We start from the raw sequence: 23,428 nt of genomic DNA, 5'->3' as shown, positions 1-23,428 counted from the left end.
GAGTGTGGATTGCCGCGCGCACGGGGTGTGCCCCGCGCAAAAGATGGAACATGGTGCATCCTTAAGATATATCGCAATAAGATATATCTTAAAATTGAAAATGGCACATTGCAAGGTTTACTTTCCGGCATCGAAGACCGATACTCGCCCACATGCCCGCCACCTCTGTCCGCCCCCTCGCGCCAGACGACGCCAGCGCCTACCGCGCGCTGCGCCTGGCCGTCATCGCCGAACTGCCCGCCACCTTCTGCACCACGCACGCGGCGGAAAGCGGCTTGCCGCTGGCACAGATAGCCCAGCGCTTGCGCGCCACTCCCCACCAAATAATATTTGGCGCTTTCGACAAGGAACAGTTGATCGCCATTGCCGGCCTGCGCCGCGAACCGATCGCCGTCGTGCATGACAAGGCCAGCCTGTGGGGCGTGTACGTGGCGCCGCAGGCGCGCGGGCGCGGCGCGGGACGGCAACTGGTGCAGGCCGCCATCGACCATGCCTGCGCCATTCCCGAACTGGGCCGCGTTCGCCTGGCCGTGGCGCAGGACAACCATGCGGCGTTGACCCTGTACCTGGCTTACGGTTTTACCCTGCAGGACTGTCCCGTATCGGAGGGCATGCTGCAAATGCAGCTGTTGCTGCCCCGCCCGGCGCGTGCAAGTACAAGTGCAAGTGCCGAAAGTAATGTCTTTATGAAAATCAATACCTTACAAATCCCTGCGAAATAGCGGACAGGCCGTTTTTTCTGTTGCAAGCAAACGCGGCAGGCCTTAGCATCGCGGCTTACAAAAAAAACTTGGGGAGAGCCAATGTCATCGGCCGAGACACAAACCGCCACGGGCAAAATGCCCCGGCAAATACCGTACATCATTGCCAACGAAGGCTGCGAACGCTTCAGCTTTTATGGCATGCGCAATATCCTGACGCCATTCCTCATCAGCACCTTGCTGCTGATGATCCCGATCGACCAGCGCACGGGCGAAGCCAAGCACGTCTTCCATACCTTCGTCATCGGCGTGTACTTCTTCCCGCTGCTGGGCGGCTGGCTGGCCGACCGCTTCTTTGGCAAGTACAACACCATCTTCTGGCTCAGCCTCGTGTATTGCGCCGGCCATGCCTGCCTGGCCCTGTTTGAAAACAGCGTCAACGGCTTCTATTTTGGCCTGTTCCTGATCGCCTTCGGCTCCGGCGGCATCAAGCCCCTTGTCGCCTCGTTCGTCGGCGACCAGTTCGACCAGACCAACAAGCACAAGGCCAAGCTGGTCTTCGACCTGTTCTACTGGATCATCAACTTCGGCTCCTTCTTCGCTTCGCTGCTGATGCCGATGTTCCTGCGCGACTTCGGTCCATCGATCGCCTTCGGCATCCCCGGCCTGATGATGCTGGCCGCCACCCTCGTCTTCTGGATGGGCGCCAAGAAATACGTGCACGTGCCGCCGGCGCCGCCGAATCCCGATTCGTTCACCCGCGTGGCCCGCACGGCCCTGCTGGCGCGCGTCGATGGCGGCTCGCGTCCCGGCCTGTATGTGGCCTACGTCGGCGTGATCGGCGCCCTGTATGCGTTCTACAGCATTCCCGAATGGGGCTTCGTGATTTCGGCATGTACGGCACTGGTATTGCTGCTGGCCTTCGGCAGCATCGGCACGGCCATGCAGCTGGAACGCGCACGCGGCATCCACCCCGACGAAGCCGTCGAAGGCGTGCGCGCCGTGCTGCGCATCCTCGTCATCTTCGCCCTCGTCACGCCCTTCTTCTCGCTGTTCGACCAGAAGGCTTCGACCTGGATCGTGCAGGCGAACACCATGGAAAAACCAAGCTGGTTCCTGCCGGCGCAGATGCAGGCGCTGAACCCGATGCTGGTGATGCTGCTGATCCCGTTCAACAACCTGGTGCTGTACCCGATGCTGAACCGCTTCGGCCTGGAAGCGACAGCCCTGCGCCGCATGACGGCCGGTATCGGCTTTTCCTCGCTGGCCTGGATCGTCATTGGCCTCTTGCAGCTGGCTCTCGACAGCGGTAACGCCGTCTCCATCATGTGGCAGATCCTGCCATACGCCTTGCTGACGTTCGGCGAAGTGCTGGTCTCGGCGACAGGACTGGAGTTTGCGTACAGCCAGGCGCCCGTCTCGATGAAGGGCGCCATCATGAGCTTCTGGAATTTGTCTACCACCGTCGGCAATCTGTGGGTGCTGATCGTCAACCGCAGCGTCATGAACGAAGGCGTGATCGGCAAGATCGCCGAAAGCGGCATCAGCGTGACGGCCTTCCAGATGTTCTTCTTTGCCGCCTTTGCCGCGGTGGCCATGCTGGCCTTCGGCCTGTATGCAAGGCGCTACAAAATGGTCGACAACTACCGCCAGGCGGTCATCCCGGCAAAAGCCTGATGCCTGTTTGAACTGTCGCAATGAAGAAGGGCGCCCTCGGGCGCCCTTCTTACGTCGTCACCGTCGGCGCGTCGCGCCCCGTGCGCTCGCGGATCTGCGCCAGCTGCTGCGCCACCGCGATCAGTCCCGCCAGCGCTTGCTGGGTCGGGATGTCATGCTGCGCCGGATCGGCTTCATAGCGCTCCAGGTACAGGCGCAGGGTGGCGCCTTCGGTGCCCGTGCCGGACAGGCGCAGCACGATGCGCGCGCCATCCGTCATGATGATGCGGATGCCCTGCTGCGTCGCCACGGAGCCATCGACGGGGTCCGTGTAGCTGAAATCGTCGGCCAGCGCCACCGTGCAGCCGCCCAGCGTCTGGCCCGGCAAGGCGTCCAACTGACCGCGCACGGCATCCATCAGTTGCTGCGCGCTGGCGCTGTCGATGTCTTCGTAATCGTGGCGCGAGTAATAGTTGCGGCCATAGGTGGCCCAGTGCGCGCGCACGATATCTTCCACCGATTGTTTTTTCTCTGCCAGCAGGTTGAGCCAGAACAGCACGGCCCACAGGCCATCCTTTTCGCGCACGTGGTTCGAGCCCGTGCCGTAGCTTTCCTCGCCGCACAAGGTGGCCATGCCGACGTCGAGCAGGGTGCCGAAGAACTTCCAGCCCGTCGGCGTCTCGTAGCACGGTATGCCCAGCGCGCTAGCGACCCGGTCGGCCGCGCCGGATGTGGGCATGGAGCGGGCGATGCCTTTCAAGCCGGCGCGGTAGCCGGGCGCCACGGTGGCGTTGGCGGCCAGGATGGCCAGGCTGTCCGACGGCGTCACGTCGAAGCGGCGCCCGACGATCATGTTGCGGTCGCCGTCGCCGTCCGAGGCGGCGCCGAAGTCGGGGGCATCCTCAGCGGCCATGATGGCGATCAACTCTTGCGCGTTGACGGGATTCGGATCCGGATGGCCGCCGCCGAAGTCTTCCAGGGGCACGCCGTTGATGACGCTGCCCTTCGGCGCGCCCAGCATGCCTTCCAGAATGGCCGTCGCATACGGGCCGGAGACAGCGTGCATGCCGTCAAAGCAGATGCGCAGGCCGCCCGCGAACAGGGAGCGGATGGCGTCGAAATCGAACAGCTGCTGCATCAGCTCCGCATAGTCGGCGACGGGGTCGATCACTTCGACCGTCATTTGCTCGATGCGCACCGAACCCGGTTTGTCGAGGTCGATGTCGGCAGCGTCGCTGATGCGGTATTCGGTGATGGCTTGCGTGCGGGCGTAGATGGCTTCGGTGACCTTTTCGGGCGCCGGGCCGCCATTGGCGATGTTGTACTTGATGCCGAAGTCGCCATCGGGGCCGCCCGGGTTATGACTGGCCGACAGGATGATGCCGCCGCTGGCGCCATGCTTGCGGATCACGCAGCTGACGGCCGGCGTCGACAGGATGCCGCCCTGCCCCAGCAGCACGCGCGCATAGCCGTGCGCGGCCGCCATGCGCAGCACCGTCTGGATGGCCGCGCGGTTGTAAAAGCGGCCATCGCCGCCCAGCACCAGGGTCTGGCCATGGCAGTCGCCGAGCGTATCAAAAACACTCTGCACGAAGTTTTCCAAGTATTGCGGTGCGCTGAAGACAGCCACCTTCTTGCGCAAACCTGAAGTGCCGGGCCGCTGGCCGGCAATCGGCGCCGTATTGATAATTTGAATAGCCATCTTGTCTCCCTATCAACTTCCGATGGTAACGCATGCCAGGCACGCGGCAAAGCGTTGTACGTCTGCCACGGTGCGGTAAACCGCTTAGCGCGACATCCCGGCATGCCATATAATGAGAATCATTCTCATATGCGGCATTCCTGGCTGCGGACTTATACATCGGACGCCGTGGTTGCACGCTATTACCAAGAACTGTTGAACTTTTGCTGGCGCGGCTTGCGCAACCGCGAAGCTGCTGCCGACCTGGTGCAGGAAAGCTATGCGCGCGTGCTGGGCGAAGCGGCCGTGCGCGAACCGCGCGCGCTGCTGTACCACACGGCGCGCAACCTGCTGATCGACCAGCACCGGCGCGCCACCTTGCGCCAGCACGAAGCGCTCGACGCCTTGCCCGATACGGCGCATCCGGCCGCGCCGCGCCATTTGCAGCCGGAACAGGCGCTGGAAAGCAGCCAGGACTGGCAAGCCTGCGTGGCCGCCATCGACGCCTTGCCGCCCCGCTGCCGCGACGCCTTTGTGCTGCACGTCTTCGAGGAATTGCCGCACGCGCAAATCGCCGCGCGCATGGGCATTTCCGTGAGCATGGTGGAAAAGCATATCGCTCGCGGCATGCTCAGTTGCCAGGCGCAGTTGCGTTCTCTGCGGGAATGCGCATAATGCCGTCCATGACCGCCCACCCGCCACGCCATGATTTCGGCCCCTCTGCCCAGGAGCAGGCGGACTTGCGCGAGCATGCCGCTTTTGCCGCCACGCAGGATGGCGTGGCGCTGGCGGCCGCCACCTGGTTCAGCCGGCGGGGCAACCTCGATGCACAGCAACAGGCCGACTTTGCCGCCTGGCTGGCGGCCGATGCGCAGCACGCGCAAGCGTATGCGCAGCTAAAGGATACGCACCGCGCAGCGCGCAAGATTCCCGCGCAGGTGGCCGCCCGCTGGGCAGTGCCACCGGCGGCGCCAGCGCCATTTCCCCGCCGCCCGCTTCTGCGCTCCCTGCGCGTGCTGCCGTATGCGGCCGCCGCCATGCTGCTGCTCAGCGTGGGCGCGGGCGGCTATCAGTGGTGGCAGCAACAAGCCGTGTTCAGCCAGGCGTATGCCACCATGCGCGGCCAGCGCCTGGCCGTTGCCCTGCCAGACGGCAGCAGCGTGCAGCTCGATACGGCCACGCAGCTGCACGTCACCCTGTACCGCCAGCGCCGCGAAGTGCGTCTGGCGCACGGTGAAGCGCTGTTCCAGGTGCAAGCGAAGCAGGGCCAGCCCTTTGACGTGCTGAGCGGTCCTTTGAAAGTGACGGTGGTGGGCACGCAGTTTTCCGTACGCAACACCGTGGCCCACGACGGCCAGCTGCGCGTGGCCGTACAACATGGCCAGGTGCGCGTGGCGGGCGCAGGAAAAGATCTGGTCGACCTGCGGGCCGGCCAGGGCATCAGCAGCGATGCCGGCGGCCGCCTGTCGGCCATCGCCAGCCTGGCCCCAGGCAGCGTGGCGCCCTGGCGCGACGGCCGTGTCACCTTCGACAATGTGCCGCTGGACGCGGCGCTGGCCGAATTCGAGCGCTATGGCGACACGGGCCTGGCCGTGCGCGATCCCGCCGTGGCCAGGCTGCGCATCGGCGGCAGTTTCAGCCTGACACAGCTCGACCGCTTCGCCTCTGCCTTGCCGCAGCTGCTACCCGTACACGTCGTACGCGATGGTGCCGTCAGCGAGATCCGCATGGCGGAAAAAATGCATGCGCAAGCCCCTGCGATGCGGCTGCCTGAAAAATAAATGCAAATAGTTCGCATTCTCAGGTGAGGATTTGGCTCGCTACCGCGTCTACCAAGTTAATCGACAACAAATTAACCTGGAGAAATGCAACATGTGGTCCCCCCGCCTCAATCTGACACCCGCCCCGCTCGCCCTGGCCGCCATGCTGGCCCTGGGCAGCATTTCCCTGGCAAAGGCGCAAACGGCGCCCACCGTCAAACTGGCCATCGCCGCCCAGCCGCTGGGGCAAGCCCTGAATGAGCTGGCGCGGCAAGCCAATTTACAACTGCTGTTCGCGCCGGAACTCGTGGCCGGCAAGACGGCGCCCGCCGTCAGCGGTACTCTCAGCGTGGCCGACAGCCTGGAACGCCTGCTGGCCGGCAGCGGCCTGGCAGCTGCCATTGACGGCAACAGCGTCATCATCCGCCCCACGCCTGCCGCCACGGGCAAGGTGGCGACCCTGGCGGAAATCACCGTCAGCGCGCGCCAGGAGGCGACGACCGATACCGAGCTGACCAAGTCGTATGCGGCGCAGGCGGTCAGCATCGGCAAGGGCCGGCAAAGCCTGCGCGAGATTCCCCAGTCCGTCTCCGTGCTGACGCGCCAGCAACTGAACGACCAGAATATGCTGAGCCTGGACGACGCCATGCGCGGCGTGACGGGCATCACCGTCGAAGCGAGCAGCACGGGCGGCAACCACGGCAACTTTTATTCGCGCGGCTATGCGCTCGACGCGGTGCAAGTCGATGGCGTGATGACGCCGGCCAGCACGGGCAACGACCTGTCGGCCGGCTTCGGCCTGGCCATCTATGACCGTGTGGAAGTGTTGCGCGGCCCCGCCGGCCTGTTCCAGGGCGCGGGCGACCCGGGCGGCACCATCAACCTGGTGCGCAAGCGCGCGCGCGACACCTTCGCCGCCAGCGGCGTGCTCAGCGCCGGTTCCTGGGACCGCTACTATGCGGAGGCGGACGTCACGGGCCCCCTGAGCGCAGACGGCAGGTTGCGCGGCCGCCTGGTGGCCGCCTATGAGCACCGGCGCTCCTTCGTCGACCACGTGTATGCAGAAAAACCGCTGTTGTACGGCACCGTTGCCGTCGACGTGGCGCCTGGCACCGTACTGACGGGCGGCGTCACCTACCAGGAATACAAGGGCCGCCCCGCCTTCGGTCTGCCCGCGTATGAAGACGGGCGCCTGCTCGACGTGCCCCGCTCCACCTATCTCGACCCGGCCTGGAACCACATCACGGAAAAGGTCACGGAGTACTTTGCCGAATTCGAGCATAAACTGGACAACGGTGGCCAGTTCAAGGCGACTGCCCTGTACCGTGAGCAGGACGAACCATCGCGCAATTTCGGCTGGTCCGACTGTTCGGCCGATCCTGTCACGGGCGACAGTTGCCTGGTCAGCTGGAACTACCGCAGCCACTGGAAGACGCAGGGACTCGATGCCTGGCTGGCCACGCCCTTCCAGGCGTTTGGCCGCAGCCACGACCTGATCGTGGGCGCCGACTACCGCCAGGTGCACAAGAATTTCCAGTATGGAGGCGGAGACAATGCGCCGATCAATATTGTTCATCCTGACAATAATATCGCGCAGCCCAGCTACACTTTTTCCAACGGCAACGACAACCGCACCAAACAGTTCGGCCTGTATGCGCGCACCCGCCTGCAGGCGACGGACCGGCTGGCCGTCAACCTGGGCGGACGCCTGACGCATTGGGACAACCACACCGTCAATCGCAATGCGTATTTCAATCAGTTCACCGATGTCAGCAACACCATCAATGCGAAATTTACGCCGTACGCGGGCCTGGTCTACGAGCTGGACAAGCAAGTGTCGGCCTACGGCAGCTACACGCGCATCTTCACGCCCCAGTCCACCACGGACGCGGCCGGCCAAACCCTGAAGCCACGCACGGGCCAGCAGTTCGAGCTGGGCCTGAAGGCGGAACTGTTTGACAAGAACGTCAACGCGCATGCGGCCCTGTTCCGCATGGAAGATGAAAATCGCGTCATGCCCGATCCGGCCAACCCGCTGTTTTCCATCGGCGCGGGCAAGATGCGCAGCCAGGGCATGGAAGCCGAACTGAGCGGCAGCCCCCTGCCTGGCTGGAACATCACGAGCGGCTATTCCTACACCAGCACGCGCACCCTCGAAGGCAGCGACGACCAGAAGGCCCAGCTGTACACCTTCATCGCGCCGCGCCACAATGTCAACGTGTGGACCAATTACCGGCTGGCCGGCGCGCTCGATAAAATCAGCGTGGGCGGCGGCTTGCGCAGCGTCAGCAGCATGTACCGCCTGAATGGCCCTGTGAAATTCGAGCAGGGGCCCGTCACCACGGTGGGCTTGCAGGCTGGCTACCGCCTCAGTCCCAAGCTGGAGCTGTCGCTGACGGTGAACAACCTGTTCGACAAGAAATACTACACGCGCGTGTGGGCCGCCTATGGTTCCAACTTCTATGGCGAACCGCGCAACGCCATGCTGACCCTGCGCGGCCAGCTGTAACCCTTGCACCGCAGGACGGCTGCCGCCAGGAATGAGGCGGCCGTCCTCGCTTGCAACATCGCACTCTTGCATGTCTCACAACTCCGAACTATAATAAGAATAGTTCTCATTCACATTTAGACTCCTCCAGAGCCTGCGCGCAGTCGCCTGACCGATGCGCGGCTGGATGACACGCTGCGCCAGCCAGGCACCACCGCCAAGCAAGCCTCCCACACCAAAAAAACGCCAGCCGCTCGACGGTGGGCACACGAGAAGAAGGTTGTTTCATGGCGCAAGCACGTTCGTTGGCCGGCATGGTTGCCGGCCCGTTTTCCCCACATATTGGCAACATCAACCTGCGTCCGCTGGTCGTCGCCGTGCATTCAGCCTTGCTGACGGCGGCGCTGGGCGCAGGTGCAGCCCTGGCAACGGAGGTGCCTGCCAAGCCCGAGGAAGCCACCCTCAGCGAGATCAAGGTGCAAGCCCAGCAAGACAAGGCATCGACCGAGCACACAGGTTCCTACACGACAAAACAGATGGCCACGGCCACGCGCATGGGCTTGTCGATCCGCGAAACGCCGCAATCGATTTCCGTGGTGACGCGCCAGCGCATGGATGACATGGGGCTGAACAGCCTGGCAGAGGTGCTGGTGCAGTCGACGGGCGTGACGGTGCAGGAAAATGACAGCGAACGCACCAATTTTTCGGCGCGCGGCTTTTCCATCGGCAATTACCAGATCGATGGCGTGGCCGTCAATTCCGGGTCCAATGCACTGTTCGACACGGCCATCTATGACCGCATCGAAATCGTGCGCGGCGCCACGGGCCTGGTCAGCGGCAATGGCGACCCGTCGGCCACCATCAACATGCTGCACAAGAGTCCCGGCAAGGAGTTCGCCGCCTCGGCCGGCCTGACGCTGGGTTCCTGGAGCAAGGTCCGGCTGGAAGGCGACATCAGTGCGCCGCTCAATGCCGATGGCAGTATCCGCGGGCGTGTCGTCGTGGCGGGCCAGAACCGCCATTCCTATATGGACCTGTACCAGGAACGCAAGCTGGTGGGCGCCGTCATCGTCGAGGCGGACCTGACGCCGGACACCCTGCTGACGGCCGGTATCGACTACCAGAAAAATACGCCGAAGGGCACGAGCTGGGGCACCACGCCCCTGTTCTTCTCTGATGGCACGCCCGCCAACATGCCCCGCTCGTTCAACATGGCGGCCAAGTGGAGCAGCTGGGAGCGCGAGTTCCAGAACAGCTATGTCTACCTCGAGCACCGCTACTCCAACGACTGGAAGATCAAGGCCGCCTATGGGCGCCTGGACAGCTCCTCGAACGGCAAGCTGTTCTACGGCGGCAGCGGCTATCCGAAACGCGACGGCAGCGGCCTGGAAGTCTGGAGCGGCGCCTTCCCCTACGATGAAAAGCAGGACAACTTCGACCTGTCGGCCAACGGCACCTTTCCCCTGTTCGGCCGCCAGCACGACCTGGTGCTGGGCGTGAACGGCTGGAAGCGCGTTGGCACGACGAATGAAACCTTGCTGCCCGATCCGCTGCCATTTGCCACCACCATCCCCGACTTCCGCAACTGGACGGGCGACGTGCCCGAACCCAGCCTGACGCGCACGGGTGCGCGCGACGTCGCCACCACCAAACAGTCGGGTGCCTTCATCGCCACCCGCATCAATGTCACGGACAGCTTCAAGGTGCTGGCCGGCGCGCGCGTCTCCAAATGGGAAACCTACAACGACCGCTACGACACCCAGGGCCGTTTTGAGAAGCGCAGCTCGGCCTACAAGACGGACGATGTCGTCACGCCATATGCGGGCATGGTGCTCGATGTGAGCAAAAGCACTTCGCTGTACGCCAGCTATACGGACCTGTTCAAGCCGCAAAACCTGAAGGACAAGAGCAACGCCTTTCTGGACCCGATCACGGGCAGCAACGTGGAAGCGGGCGTGAAGAGCGAATTCCTCGACGGCGCCGTGAACGCCTCGTTCGCCGTGTATGAAGCCAGGCAGGACAACCTGGGCGAGGAAGACAGATCTGTGCCACTGACCTTTGTGCTGCCGGACGGCAGCCGTCCCTATGTCTCGACGGGCAAGGGCACGAAAAGCCGCGGCTACGAGGCGGAAGTGTCGGGCAGCCCCTTGAGCGGCTGGCAGCTGTTCGCCGGCTACACGCACAGCAAATCGAAGACGGGCAAGGGCGTGGTGACCAACACCATCCAGCCGACCAACATGCTGCGCGTCTCGACCACCTACCGCCTGCCGGGCGAGCTGCAAAATCTCACCATCGGCGGCGGCTTGAACTGGCAGAACGAGATTTACACGACGGCCACCCTGCCAAATAAAAGCAAAATCCGTGTCAGCCAGGGCAGTTACGTGCTGGCCAACCTGATGGCGCGCTACCAGATCAGCCCGAAACTGTCGGCCAGCCTGAATGTCAACAACCTGTTCGACAAAACGTATTTCCGCCGCGTGGGTTTCTATAACGGAGGCTATTACGGCGAACCGCGCAACGTGGCGCTGAACCTGCGCTACCAGTACTGATGCACGCAGTCCTTGGGAACCCGGCCGATTTTCCATTCACATAAAAAGATAAGGGATACACCATGCACATACCTTCCATCGCGCGCCTCAGCGCCCTCGCCACCGCCCTGCTGGGCGCGGCCATCGCCTGCAGCAACGCCAGCGCGCACCAGATCTGGCTGCAGCAGGACGGCAAGGCGGCCAGCGTGTATTTCGGCGAATTCGGCGACAACCTGCGCGAAGCGTCGCCCGGCCTGCTGGACAAGTTCAGCATCAAGAACGTGACGTGGCTGTCGGCCAAGGGCGCGCAGCCGCTGCAGGCGAGCAAGACGGCCGGCGCGTTCATCCTGAATGGCAAGGTGGGCGCCGGCGAAAGCATCATCGTCGAGGAAGACAACTACCCGTCATGGGAAGAGAAAAAGGATGGCAAGGCCACGCGTACCGTGTGGATTCCCGCCGCGCGCCTGGTCGCCGACGGCAAGGCGCAGGCGCCCGCACTGACGCTGGACCTCGTGCCGACAGGCAAACCAGGCCAGTTCCAGGTCAGCTACCAGGGTAAGCCGCTGGCGCAGGCCAAGGTCAACGCCGTGGTGCAATCGGGCTGGGGCAAGGAAGCGTGGAGCGATGCGCAAGGCCTGGTCAGCTTCCCGCTGCCATGGAAGGGAAGCTATGTGCTGGAAGTCCAGCACACGGACAAAACGGCTGGCCAGCGCGGCACGCAAGCCTATGACAAGGCCATGTTCGTGACAACACTGAGCCTGGTGCAGCCGCAAGGCGTGACGCCGCTGCCGGCCGGCCCTGCCCTGCCACCGAGCAAGGATCACGACTGACCATGCAAGCGCCTGCCAATACTGAAATCACTGAAAAAATGGCGCGTCTGCGGCTCTCCGCCGGCGCCGTATACCGCCTCGGCGTGGCTACGCGCAGCGTGGCGGCCATCGTTGGCGGCTACGTGCTGGCAGCGCTGGTCACCATGCTGCTGTCGGTGAGCCTGCCCATGGCCCGTTCCGAAGCCGTCATGACAGCCACCCTGCTGTCGTTTGCCATCTACACCTGCGCCGTGATGTGGGTCTTCGCCACGCGCAGCGCCCTGCGCGCCTGGCTGGGCCTGGCGATCCCCGCCGCCGTCATCGCCGCCATCCTGCAGTGGATGGATGCACTATCCTGGAGTCTCGCATGAAAGAAGGTTTCCGCCAGTCGATGGCATGGCTGCACACCTGGTCCGGCCTGCTCGTCTGCTGGATCTTGCTGCTGGTGTTTTGCGCCGGCACGGCCAGCTACTACCGCAATGAAATCACACTCTGGATGCAGCCCGAGCTGCATGGCGCCGCCGCCAGCCGGGTGAGCACCGAGGAAGCGGCCACTGTCGCGCAAAAAGCCATGCAGGAGCGGGCCACGGGCGCCACGCGCTGGTTCATCAGCCTGCCCGGCGAGCGCAGCCCCGCCACGCAGCTGGGCTGGAGCAAACCGTCGCAACCCGGTGAAAAGAAACGCGGGCGGCGCGGCAATTTTCATAGCGAAAAAGCCGACCCGGCCACAGGCGAGGTGCTGTCGAAGCCACGCGACACGCGGGGCGGCGAATTCCTCTACCGCCTGCATTTCGACCTGCACTACATGTCGGCCATCTGGGGCCGCTGGATCGTGGGTTTCTGCGCCATGTTCATGTTCGTCTCCATCATCAGCGGCATCGTCACGCACAAGCGCATCTTCAAGGACCTGTTTACCTTCCGGCCGAAAAAAGGCCAGCGCTCGTGGCTCGACGCGCACAACGTGACAGCCGTGCTGGCCCTGCCCTACCACATCATGATCACCTACACGGGTCTGGTCACCCTGATGTTCCTGTACATGCCGTCCGGCGCCACGGCCGCCTACAAGGGCGACCAGGACGCCTTCTTTGCCGAAGCCTTTCCCGGCCGCTCGGGCGACAGCAAGCCGGCCGGCGTGGCCGCGCCCCTGACGCCACTGGCACCCCTCGTGCGCCAGGCGGAACAGCAGTGGGGCGGCAAGGTCGAACGCATCTCCGTCAACCACCCGGGCGACGCCAACGCCACCATTTCGCTGACGCGTGCCGGCGGACGCGATATGTCGTCGAAGCAGCCATCGATGGAATTCGATGGCGTTTCCGGCAAGCTGCTGTCCACCGATGGCGCCGCGCAGCCTGGCGCGGCCGCCACGCACGGCGTCATGGTCGGCTTGCACATCGCGCATTTCGGCGGACCGCTGCTGCGCGCCCTGTTCTTCCTGTCCGGCCTGGCCGGCTGCGCCATGGTCGCCACGGGCGCCTTGCTGTGGGCCGTCAAGACGCGCCAGAAGCAAGCCAAGGCGCTGGCCGCCGGCAAGCGCGCCAGCGTCGGCCTGCGCCTGGTCGAAGCGCTCAACATCGGCGCCATCGCCGGCATCCCGATCGCCTTCGGCGCCTACTTCTGGGCCAACCGCCTGCTGCCGGTGACGATGGAAGACCGGCCGAAGGAAGAAATCGCCTGCTTCTTCGGCGCCTGGGCCCTGGCCGCCATCATCGCCCAGCTACGCCCGTCGCGCGCCATGTGGCGCATGCAGCTGGACCTAGGCGCCTTCCTGCTGGCGGCCCTGCCCGTGCTGAACGTCTTCACCACCAATTCGCACCTGGGCGTGACACTGTTCCTGGGCCGCGGCCCGGTAGCGGTGGCCGCCTTCGACCTGGTGGTGCTGGTGCTGGGCCTGGGCCTGGCGTATGCGGCGTTCAAATTGAAACCGCTGCCAGTGAAGGCGCCCAAACCCGCACCCATCGCCAAGCCGGCGTCAACGATGGAGGCCGCGTGATGGAGCTGTTAGCCAATTTCCTCGTCTTCGCCCTATGCTATGCGGGCCTGTCTTCGCTGTGCCTGGCCATGGACCGCCACTACGCCGACCTGCACGGACGCGGCGCCGAACCGCCCGCGCCGCTGCGCCGCCGCCTGCAGTGGACGGGCTGGCTGGCGCTGGCGGCCGGACTTGCCTGGGCCATGCACATCGCCGGCGGCGGCTACGGCCTCGTCTACTGGATCGGCAGCCTGACGGGCTGTGGCTTGCTGCTGATCTGGCTGCTGCCCTACGCGCCTCACCAGGCCATGCGTCTGGCGCGCATGATCGGCGTGGCGGCCATGCTGGCCGCCAGCGCGATGGCCATTCTGTAGAGATAGTCCTGTGCCGCCACGGCGTGGCGGCAAGCGCGTGGCGGCACAGCAACAGCGCATTGCGCCAGCACGCTCACCGCGCTAAAATGAGAATAATTCTTATTTGCATTAAGGCCTTCTCCACCATGCCAGGCAGTCCGTTCGCGCCCTCCCCCATGCTTCCCACGCAACTTGAAAGCCATTACCGAGCACACCACGGCTGGCTGGCGCACTGGCTGCAGCGGCGCCTGGGTAATGCTGCCGAGGCGGCTGACCTGATGCAGGATACCTTCACACGCCTGCTGGCCGGCCCCACGGGGCAGCCGCAAACGCCGGCCCTGCGCACGCCGAAGGCCTATCTGGCGACAGTTGCCAAGCATTTGCTGATCAATCATTTACGGCGCCAGTCGCTGGAACGCGCCTGGGCCGATGCGCTGGCCGCGCAGCCAGAGCAGTACCAGCCCTCCGCCGAGCGGCGCGCGGAAATCCTGCAGGCGCTGCAAGCGGTCGACGCCATGCTCGATGGCTTGAAACCGAAGGTGCGCGCCGTCTTCATCCTGGCGCAGATCGAAGGCCATGCGTATGCGGACATCGCCGCGCAGCTGGGCATCGGCGAACGCTCCGTGAAGCGTTACATGGCCGAGGCGCTGACCGAATGCGTGCTGCTGGTGCCGGACTTGCCGGCATGAGCGCCGCTGCTCCGCTTTATCCTCCTCTGTCGCGCAAGGTGGCGCGCCAGGCCGTCGAATGGTATTTATTGGAGCAATCGGGCCAGGCCACATCGGATGACCTGACGGCGTCGGCGCAATGGCGCGCACTCGACCCGGAACATGCGCGCGCCTGGAGTAAGGTACAGCAAGTGAGCCAGACGGCCGGCCTGCTGCCGCCGGAGTTGGCCGTGCCCGTATTGCGCCGGCCGCAGCGACGCGCGGCCATGCAGATACTGCTGGCGCTGATGGCGGCACCCGCCACCTGGCTGCTGGCGCGCCATGAACTGCTGGCCGACTACCGCAGCAGCGTGGGCGAACGGCGCGAGGTGTCCTTGCCCGATGGCGGCACCCTTGTGCTCAACACGGAAAGCGCCGTCGACCTGGCGTATGGCGCCGACGAACGCCGGCTGACGCTGCGCCACGGCGAAGTACTGATACAGACGCGCCCCGACCACGCGGGCAGCCGCCCCTTCATCGTCGCCACCTGCCATGGCCGCATCCGCGCGCTGGGCACGCGCTTTACCGTGCGCGTCGACGACGACAGCAGCCGCGTGACGGTGCTCGAACACGCGGTGGAAATCACGCCGCGCGCGCCCTCGGCCACCGTGCGCACGCTCATGGCGGGACAGCAAAGCCGCTTCGACGCCAGCCACACCAGCCTGCCCGCGCCGGCGCCGCCGCAAGCCGATGCATGGGCGCGTGGCATGCTGGCGGCGCAGGACATGCGCCTCGATGCCTTCGCCTTTGAGCTGTCACGCTACCGCCCCGGCCTGCTGCGCGTGGAACCGCAGGTGGCTGGCTTGCGCCTGACGGGCGCCTTCCAGCTCGACGACACGGACGCCGTGCTGGACAGCCTGGCGCGCATGCTGCCCGTCGACGTGCTGTACCGCACACAATACTGGGTCACTCTCGTGGCCCGCAAAAAATAGTTTATAAAAGATGGCCCTTTTTTTCGGCATGGCCTGTCCTGAGGGTATTGCAACGATATCTTCAACGACACTCCACCGGAAAGGCCAGACCATGCACCCACCCCGTTTGACTCCCCTCGCGCGCACCATCGGCAGCGCCGTGATCTTGCTGTCGCTGGCGCAGGCGCCGGCCCTGGCGGCAGCTTCCGCCACCGCCCCAGCCAGCACGCAAATCAGTTTCAGCGTGCCGCCGGGCGAGCTGTCCGCCGCCATCGCCAGCTTTGCCATCGAAGCAAAAGTGAGCGTGGGCGCGGCGGCCGAACTGCTGCAAGGCATGCGCACGCCAGGCCTGAACGGTAGCTACACGGTGCCGCAGGCACTGGCCCGCCTGCTAACCGGCACAGGACTGGAGGCGCTGCCCAGCGGAGAGCGCAGTTACGTGCTGCGCAAGGCGGGCGCTGCATCGCACGGCGCGCCGATCGCCGCCACGCTGGACGAAGTAGCCGTCAGCTCCAGCGCCCTGCGCGACGGCACCACGGAAGGCAAGCGCGGCTACGCAGGCCTGACCAGCGCCACGCGTTTGAACCTGTCGCTGCGCGAAACGCCGCAGGCGGTCAGCGTCATCACGCGCCAGCAGATCGACGACCAGGGCTTGCGTACCTTGCAGGACGTGCTGGTCCAGGCGCCCGGCATCACGGTCGACCATTCGTCGAGCACGCGCGAATACGACCAGGTGTTTTCACGGGGATTTGAAGTGACGTCGTACATGTTCGACGGCATCCCGACCAGCAAGAACCTGGAAGCACGCACCTACGACATGGCCATCTACGACAGGGTCGAAATCATCCGCGGCGCGACGGGCCTGATCAGCGGCACGGGCAGCCCGTCGGCGGCCGTCAACCTGGTGCGCAAGCGCCCGGGCCGCAGCTTTGCCGCCACGGCCGGCGCGCAGCTCGGTTCGTGGGACCGCTACCGCGTCGAAGGCGATGTCTCGACACCATTGACGTCGGACGGCAAGGTGCGCGCGCGCGTCGTCGCCGCGCATGAAGACCAGCGCTCGTTCATCGACCGCTACCAGCAGAAGAAGGACGTGCTGTACGCCATCGTCGAAGCGGACCTGACGCCATCGACAGTGCTCAGCGCCGGCATCAACTATCAACAGGAAAAGCTCAAGGGCGCGGGCCGCGACTTCCCCATGTTTTATGCCGACGGCTCGCAGACGCGCTTCCCCCGCTCGATGAACGGCACGGCCGCGTGGAGCACGTACGAGCGCGAACAGAGCATGCTGTTCGCCACGCTCGACCACTATTTCGACAACGACTGGATCGCCAAGGTCGCAGTCAGCCGCAGCAGCAACCAGTACGATGCCTTGCAGGGCTTTTCCGGCAATGGCTACCCGGACCGCGTGACGGGCGGCGGCATGCGGCTGTGGCTGGCCAACTGGCACAGCAAGCCGCAACAGACCTCGCTCGACGCCTATGTCAGCGGCCCGTTCCAGGCCTTCGGCCGCCAGCATGAACTGGTGCTGGGCGTGAGCGCCTCGGAACTCAAGACGAACAGCCCCATCTATCCGGGCTGGCGCCTCGATGGCTATGACTACACGGTGCCAGATATCCACGCCTGGAATGGCGATATGCCGGTGCCCGACTACAGCGGCACGCGTCTGGGCAGTTCGTACGACAAGGAACGGGAAAGCGGCCTGTATTCGACCCTGCGCCTGCGCCCGACGGATGCGCTGTCGGTGATCCTCGGCGCGCGCCTGTCGTACTGGAAGCGCGACATCCGCAGCGACCATTTCAATGACACGGACCTGTACGATGCGATGCGCGAAAACGGCAAGATCACGCCGTATGCAGGCCTCGTCTACGACCTGGGCCAGCACTGGTCGGCCTACGCCAGCTACACCAGCATCTTCACGCCGCAAAGCCAGCGCGACGTCAACAGCCGCTTCCTGGCGCCGCTCGAAGGCAAGAACTACGAAGTGGGCGCCAAGGGCGAATTCTTCGGCGGCAAGCTCACCACCAGTGCCGCCCTCTTCCAGCTGAAACAGGAAAACCTGGCCGAAGCCGATCCGGGCAATGTCTGGATCATCGGCACGGGCGGCGGTTCCTACGCCTATCACACGGTCAAGGGCGCCACCACGCGCGGCTTCGAAGCGGAAGTCTCGGGCCAGCTGCGCCCCGACTGGCAACTGACGGCCAGCTATGCCTACAGCCGCATCCGCAATGCTGCCGGCGCGCGCATCCAGACCAGCCAGCCGCAGGGCATGGCCAAGCTGTGGACCATCTGGCGCCTGGCGCAGGGCGTGCCTGGCCTGGTGCTGGGCGGCGGCGTGAACTGGCAGAGCGATATCTACATGGATGACCGCGGGCCGAATGGCGAACGCTTCACGCAAAAGGCGTATGCGGTGGCGGGACTGATGGCGCAGTACCAGGTCAGTGCGCAGCTTGTGGCGACCCTGAACGTCAATAACGTCTTCGACAAAAAGTACTACTCGACGGGCATGGGCGGCTATTACGGCGATCCGCGCAACGCCATGCTGTCGCTGCGCTATCAATTCTGAATGACTTCACTACTTTTGAGCAGCGCCTCGATGCCCTTGGGCGCCATGGCGCGGCCGAGAAAATAGCCAAACGCCTCGTCGCAGCCCATCCCGGCGAGCAGTTCCAGCTGCGCGCCGCTTTCCACGCCGCTGGCGATGGTACGCAATCCGAGCGTGCGCGCCATCGCGACGATGGCGCGCACCATGGCGCTGTCGTCGCCCGGCTTGCCCAGGTCGTCGACGAAGCACTTTTCGATCTTCACGGCATCCGTGGGAAAGCGTTTCAGGTAGTTGAGCGACGCGTCGCCCGTGCCAAAGTCGCTGATGGCAATCGCCATGCCCAGCTGGCGGAACTGGCGCAATATCAGTTCGCAGTTCTGGTTGCGGTCGATCAGGATGCCGGCGGCGATTTCCAGCTCGATGCAGTGTCCCGGCACGCCGGCCGCCTCCAGCGCGGCGGCGAAATTGCGCGCAATATCGCGCTGGTAAAACTGGCGCGCCGACAGGCTGACGGACACCGTTAACACTTGCCCCTGCGCCATCCAGCTGCGTGCCTGTTCCACCGCCGTGGCCATCACCCAGGCCCCCACCGGCAGGATCAAGGCGCTTTCTTCCAGCACCGGCAAAAAATCGAGCGGCATCATCAGTCCAAGTTCCGGGTGCTTCCAGCGCAGCAACGCCTTCACTCCCGTGATCCTGCGCGTCTTCAGGTCCATGCGCGGCTGGTAGAACAGGGCGAATTCCTTGCGTTCGAGCGCATGGCGCAGGGCCGTCTCGAGGATGGTGCGCGAATACGACTGCGTCTGCATGCGCACGGCGTAACGCAAACAAGTACCCGGCGCATGGCGCTTGGCCGCGTACATGGCCAGGTCGGCCTTTTCGATCAGTGCATTGACGTCGTCGTCATCTTCCGGGTAGAGGGCCACGCCCACGCTGGCCGCCACCGACAGACTGTATTCGCTGATGACGAAGGGCGCGGCGATGGCGGCGACGATTTTTTCGGCCACCCGCTCGGCATCGTGCGCCGTGCGCAGTTCCGTCAGCAGGATGATGAATTCATCGCCGCCCTGGCGCGCCACCGTATCGACCTTGCGCACGCACTGCTGCACCCGACGCGCGAACTCCGTCAGCACCTGGTCGCCCACGTCGTGCCCCAGACTATCGTTGATGGATTTGAAGCGGTCGATGTCGATGAACAGCACGGCCAGCAAGCCCTGGTGGCGGCGCGCGTAGGCGATGCCGTGCTCAAAGCGGATCTGGAAATGCAGGCGGTTCGGCAAACCCGTCAGGCCGTCGTGGTGGGCGATGAATTCCAGTTGCTGCTCGGCGCGCCGGCGGGCCGATACATCGTGCAGCAGCAGCACGGCACCCCGCTGCGCCAGCGGCGCGCAACTGTACTGCACGTCAATGCGCTTGCCATCGAGATGGCGCAGCAGCACCGCGCCGCGCGCCACTTCCAGCACTTCCTGCTGCGCCACGCACTCGCGCACCTGGCGCGCCGCATCGATGGGCGTGCCGTCCTGGAACAGCGGCAGCAGCTCCGTCACGGGCTGGCCCAGGCCATCGCCGCCCAGCAGCCCACCGATGGCGCTGGCGCGGGGATTCAGGTACTGCACCACGCCGTCGTGGTCGGTGCCGATGACAGCCGCCGGCAGCGCGTGCAGCAGCGCCAGCGCATCTGCCATGGGCTGCGCCTGCGCCGCCTGCAGCACTACGCCATTCGCCTGGTGCATGCGCCAGGCGCGCGCCGCATGCCACTGGCAGGCCAGCAGCACGCTGAGCACCACGGCAAGGGCCAGGCACAGCGCCAGCAGCAGCGCCGTCATGCGTCACCCGGCAGACGGAAAGTGAGGAACATGGTTTTCCTTTGCAACGCGCGCCATGCGGCCGGGCGCAGATCCATGCGGAAAGGAAATAGTATAAGAATTTCGCCGAATTTTTTGCCTGATCGGGCACCGCTTGACTGGCATCAAGCGCTGCGGGACGGGCCAGCGTCAGCTCAGCGAAAGCCTCCGGGCCGGCGCAGCGACGCCGGGAACAGCATGCAGTTTGAAGATGCTGACAGCGTCAGCCAGGCTGGCTGCCTGCTGCTGCAGCGCGTCCGCAGCGGCGGCAGCCTGCTCCACCAGAGCCGCGTTCTGCTGCGTCACGCCATCCATCTGGCTGATGGCGATGCTGATCTGCTCGATGCCATCGCGCTGCTCCACGCTGGCCACGGCGATCTCGCCGATGATGGCGTTCACGCGCTGCACGCTACTGACCACGTCATCCATCGTGCGCCCCGCCTGGCCGGCAAGCACGCTGCCCTCTTCCACCGTGCGCACGGATTCGCCGATCAGCTGCTTGATTTCCATGGCCGCCGCGGCCGACCTGTGCGCCAGGCTGCGCACTTCGGTGGCAACGACGGCGAAGCCGCGTCCCTGCTCGCCCGCGCGCGCTGCTTCCACTGCCGCATTCAAGGCCAGGATATTCGTCTGGAAAGCGATGCCGTCGATGACGGCGATGATGTCGACGATGCGCTTCGACGAGGCATTGATATGGCTCATGGTCTGCACCACCTGCGCCACGGCCTCGCCACCGCGCTGCGCCACGTCGGACGCGCCGCCGGCAAGCTGGCGCGCCTGGTCCGCGTTGTCGTTATTCTGCCGCACGGTGGAGGTCAGCTCGATCATCGAAGCGGCCGTTTCTTCCAGCGAACTGGCCTGTTCCTCCGTGCGCGAAGACAGGTCCATGTTGCCGCTGGCAATTTCGCTCGACGCCGTGGCGATGGCGTCCGTACCGGCCCGTACCCGTCCCACGATATCGGCCAGGTTGCCGCTCATTGCCTTCAAGGCACGCAGCAGGTCGCCGATTTCATCACGGCTGCTGTCGGCCACGACGGCGCGCAAGTCGCCAGCCGCCACTTGCTGGGCGATGCCGACGGCCGCACCCAGCGGCACCGTGATGCTGCGGATCAGCCACCACACGGTGATAGACCCCACGACCAGGGTCACCAGCACGGTTGCCAGCATGGCGATGCTGGCGCTGCGGTGCGCGGCCGTATCCTGCTCCTTCATCTGCGCCATCAGGCTGTGCGACTGCTTGCCGATCGTGGCGACGATGGCGTCGATCTGGCGCGTCGGTTCGCGGTCCATGCCCTTGACCAGCGCATCGACCGTGTGGGCGCTGTCGGCGCGCGCGCCGTCATACTGCTGCAGCGCCGCCAGGTAGCTCACGCCCAGCGCGTCGTGCGCCTGCATGGCTTGCGCCACGGGCGCCGTATCGAGATGCAACGCGGCCATCATCGCCTGCAGGCCGGCCAGTTCCTTGCGCGTCTGCGCGCCGCTGGCCACAAACGCTTCGCGGTAGCGCTGGAAGGCGGCCGCATCGCCGCCGCGCAACAGGATGTTTTTCCATTCCTGCACCTGGATCTTGAATTCCACCTGCGCGCTGCGCGCCGCGTCGACCGCTTCCGTCAGGGCCACGGAGCGCTGCATGGCATCCGCACTGCGCGCGCTGGCCGCGTCGAGCGCGCTCCAGCCGCGCACGCCAACGAACACCAGCGCAAGAAAGAAGAAGGCGCCCAACAGACCCAGGCGGACGGAGATTTTCAAATTCGCAAGTTGCATGTGTTTCTCCAAACGACAAGAACAGGATGGCAACAACGGCGCTGCCAAAAACTATCCAATTCTCACCAAATGGGGAAATCATGCAGCGTGCCCCGTGAAAAACCAAGCGGCGCTTTCGCTAGAGAAACACTTTCAGCATAGAAACAACAAATTACATGAGAAGGTTGACTGTCTGGCCATATTGCAGGACGCGCAGCATGGCCGGGCCGGCAATCTTGCCGGTTACGCTAGCGCGCCACGGCCGCTCCCGCGAATTCCTCGCGCAGCAGCGGGTATAACCGCCGGTAGCGCGCCAGCCTATCGTCCAGCAAGGCGGAGGCTTGCGGCGCGATCGTTTCCTGCACGGGCGGACGCGTGCACACCTGCGCGGGAGGCAAGCCCGTCACCGCCATCTGCGCCAGGCGCGCCGCGCCCAGGGTGCCGCCGGCCACGCCATGGTCGTGGCGCAGCACGTTCAAGCCCGAGGCATTCGCGCACAACTGGGCCCAGAAACGGCTGCGCGAACCGCCGCCCACGAACGACGCTTCTTCCAGGAGCGTGCCGGCGCTGCGCAGGGCCGCATTGCCGTCGGCCATGGCAAAGGCCACGCCTTCCATCACACTGTAGGCCAGTTCCGCGCGCCCGTGTTCCGTCGACAAACCGAAGAACACGCCGCGCGCCGTGGCGTCGTTGTGCGGCGTGCGTTCGCCGCTCAAATACGGCAGGAAGATGGGGGCCATGCGCGCCTCGACGCCTTCGGCAAGGGTCGCCAGTTCACCGATGTCGGACGACTGCGTCAGCCGCGCCACCCAGCTCAGGCTGGATGCGGCGCTGAGGATCACGCTCATCTGGTGCCAGCGCTCGGGCAGGCAATGGCAGAACGCGTGCACGCCCTGGCCCGGATTGGGCGCAAAGCCATCGCTGCCGGCGAACAGCACGCCCGAGGTCCCCAGCGACAGCAGTCCGGCGCCCGGCTCCACCACGCCCAGGCCCACGGCGGCCGCCGCGTTATCGCCCGCGCCGCCGGCCAGCACTACCGTGTGCGCGATGCCCCATTCCTGGCACAGGGCCGGGCGCACCTGCGCCGCGGCGGCGCTACCCTCGACCAGGCGCGGCATATGCTCGCGCGTCAGGCCCGTGGCGGCCAGCATGCGTTCGGACCAGTCGCGTTTGGCCACGTCCAGCCACAGTGTGCCGGAAGCGTCGGACATGTCGGACACATACTCGCCCGTCAGGCGCAGCGCCACGTAATCCTTGGGCAGCAAGACCTTGGCCGTGGCACGGAACAGCGACGGCTCGTATTTTTGCAGCCACAGCAGCTTGGGCGCCGTGAAACCCGGCATGGCCTGATTGCCCGTAATGGCGCGCGACTCGGGCACCAGCGCCTCGAGTTCCACGCATTCGGCAAAGGCGCGCGTATCGTTCCACAGGATGGCCGCGCGCAGCACGTGCTGCTGCTTGTCGAGCAGGGTGGCGCCATGCATCTGGCCCGACAGGGCAATGCCGCGCAAGCCGGAAAACGCCACCGGCTGCGCGGCGCGGATGGCGGCGATGACGTCCAGGGTGGCGTGCCACCAGTCTTCGGGATTTTGCTCCGACCAGCCGGGATGGGGACTCGACACGCGCAGGGTCACGCCGGCGCTGGCAAGGATGGCTTGGGCGTCATCGGTGAGGATGGCCTTGACTTCGGAAGTGCCGATATCGATACCGAGATAAGTCATTTGATTCCAAGAGAA

At 65.0% G+C, this 23,428-nt stretch carries 17 protein-coding genes; 13 read left to right on the top strand and 4 right to left on the bottom strand.

All coding sequences use genetic code 11. From position 1 onward, the window contains the following. Nucleotides 1–152: 152 nt before the first annotated feature. Complete coding sequence (locus ACQ4WZ_RS00790) at nt 153–722, top strand: GNAT family N-acetyltransferase (RefSeq protein ID WP_436572356.1); 570 nt, start codon at nt 153–155, stop codon at nt 720–722. Nucleotides 723–839: 117 nt separating this feature from the next. Beyond that, nucleotides 840–2,378: a POT-type proton-dependent oligopeptide transporter gene (locus ACQ4WZ_RS00785; RefSeq protein WP_436572355.1), complete on the top strand. Its 1,539-nt coding sequence runs from the start codon at nt 840–842 to the stop codon at nt 2,376–2,378. Nucleotides 2,379–2,427: 49 nt separating this feature from the next. Here ACQ4WZ_RS00785 and ACQ4WZ_RS00780 read toward each other — a convergent pair whose 3' ends face one another. Further along, the gene (locus ACQ4WZ_RS00780; protein ID WP_436572354.1) at nt 2,428–4,059 is read right to left on the bottom strand and encodes an alpha-D-glucose phosphate-specific phosphoglucomutase; all 1,632 of its coding nucleotides are present in this window, start codon (nt 4,057–4,059) and stop codon (nt 2,428–2,430) included. Between the two features lie 129 nt (nt 4,060–4,188). Here ACQ4WZ_RS00780 and ACQ4WZ_RS00775 point away from each other — a divergent pair, with 129 nt between their 5' ends. From ACQ4WZ_RS00775 to ACQ4WZ_RS00725, 11 genes are all read left to right on the top strand, one after another. Next, the gene (locus ACQ4WZ_RS00775) at nt 4,189–4,713 is read left to right on the top strand and encodes a sigma-70 family RNA polymerase sigma factor (RefSeq protein ID WP_436572353.1); all 525 of its coding nucleotides are present in this window, start codon (nt 4,189–4,191) and stop codon (nt 4,711–4,713) included. Continuing rightward, nucleotides 4,713–5,819 (top strand): FecR family protein, encoded by a 1,107-nt coding sequence (locus ACQ4WZ_RS00770; RefSeq protein ID WP_436572352.1) that lies wholly within the window; start codon nt 4,713–4,715, stop codon nt 5,817–5,819. The genes ACQ4WZ_RS00775 and ACQ4WZ_RS00770 overlap by 1 nt, the downstream gene beginning before the upstream one ends. Nucleotides 5,820–5,910: 91 nt before the next feature. Further along, nucleotides 5,911–8,307: a TonB-dependent siderophore receptor gene (locus tag ACQ4WZ_RS00765; RefSeq protein WP_436572351.1), complete on the top strand. Its 2,397-nt coding sequence runs from the start codon at nt 5,911–5,913 to the stop codon at nt 8,305–8,307. 266 nt (nt 8,308–8,573) lie between these two features. After that, nucleotides 8,574–10,835 (top strand): TonB-dependent siderophore receptor, encoded by a 2,262-nt coding sequence (locus ACQ4WZ_RS00760; RefSeq protein ID WP_436572350.1) that lies wholly within the window; start codon nt 8,574–8,576, stop codon nt 10,833–10,835. Between the two features lie 62 nt (nt 10,836–10,897). After that, complete coding sequence (locus tag ACQ4WZ_RS00755) at nt 10,898–11,644, top strand: DUF4198 domain-containing protein (RefSeq protein ID WP_436572349.1); 747 nt, start codon at nt 10,898–10,900, stop codon at nt 11,642–11,644. Nucleotides 11,645–11,646: 2 nt separating this feature from the next. Beyond that, entirely contained in the window at nt 11,647–11,994 is a 348-nt protein-coding gene (locus ACQ4WZ_RS00750) for a DUF3649 domain-containing protein (protein ID WP_133989595.1), read from the top strand. After that, entirely contained in the window at nt 11,991–13,613 is a 1,623-nt protein-coding gene (locus ACQ4WZ_RS00745; protein ID WP_436572348.1) for a PepSY-associated TM helix domain-containing protein, read from the top strand. Before ACQ4WZ_RS00750 ends, ACQ4WZ_RS00745 begins: the two co-directional genes overlap by 4 nt. Further along, entirely contained in the window at nt 13,613–13,966 is a 354-nt protein-coding gene (locus tag ACQ4WZ_RS00740; protein ID WP_243858283.1) for a DUF3325 domain-containing protein, read from the top strand. The genes ACQ4WZ_RS00745 and ACQ4WZ_RS00740 overlap by 1 nt, the downstream gene beginning before the upstream one ends. Nucleotides 13,967–14,091: 125 nt before the next feature. Next, on the top strand, nt 14,092–14,634 hold the full coding sequence (locus tag ACQ4WZ_RS00735; RefSeq protein WP_101482534.1) for a sigma-70 family RNA polymerase sigma factor: 543 nt from the start codon (nt 14,092–14,094) through the stop codon (nt 14,632–14,634). Further along, on the top strand, nt 14,631–15,584 hold the full coding sequence (locus tag ACQ4WZ_RS00730; protein WP_436572347.1) for a FecR domain-containing protein: 954 nt from the start codon (nt 14,631–14,633) through the stop codon (nt 15,582–15,584). The genes ACQ4WZ_RS00735 and ACQ4WZ_RS00730 overlap by 4 nt, the downstream gene beginning before the upstream one ends. 91 nt (nt 15,585–15,675) lie before the next feature. After that, a complete protein-coding gene (locus tag ACQ4WZ_RS00725) occupies nt 15,676–18,126 on the top strand; it encodes a TonB-dependent siderophore receptor (protein ID WP_436572346.1) in 2,451 nt (816 codons plus the stop codon). On the opposite strand, the gene ACQ4WZ_RS00720 is transcribed toward ACQ4WZ_RS00725, so the two are convergent. From ACQ4WZ_RS00720 to xylB, 3 genes are all read right to left on the bottom strand, one after another. Continuing rightward, complete coding sequence (locus tag ACQ4WZ_RS00720; RefSeq protein WP_436572345.1) at nt 18,117–19,931, bottom strand: putative bifunctional diguanylate cyclase/phosphodiesterase; 1,815 nt, start codon at nt 19,929–19,931, stop codon at nt 18,117–18,119. The genes ACQ4WZ_RS00725 and ACQ4WZ_RS00720 overlap by 10 nt on opposite strands. A gap of 168 nt (nt 19,932–20,099) precedes the next feature. After that, entirely contained in the window at nt 20,100–21,713 is a 1,614-nt protein-coding gene (locus ACQ4WZ_RS00715) for a methyl-accepting chemotaxis protein (RefSeq protein WP_101482538.1), read from the bottom strand. A gap of 227 nt (nt 21,714–21,940) precedes the next feature. Beyond that, nucleotides 21,941–23,413 carry a xylulokinase gene (xylB, locus tag ACQ4WZ_RS00710; protein WP_436572344.1) on the bottom strand — a complete coding sequence of 491 codons (1,473 nt, stop codon included), beginning with the start codon at nt 23,411–23,413 and terminating at the stop codon, nt 21,941–21,943. Nucleotides 23,414–23,428: the final 15 nt, after the last annotated feature.

It is taken from the genome of Janthinobacterium darwini, from assembly GCF_051380905.1.
Lineage (GTDB): Bacteria > Pseudomonadota > Gammaproteobacteria > Burkholderiales > Burkholderiaceae_D > Janthinobacterium.
Note: the sequence above shows the minus strand (reverse complement) of the source record. Positions and strands in the feature narration are given on the sequence as shown.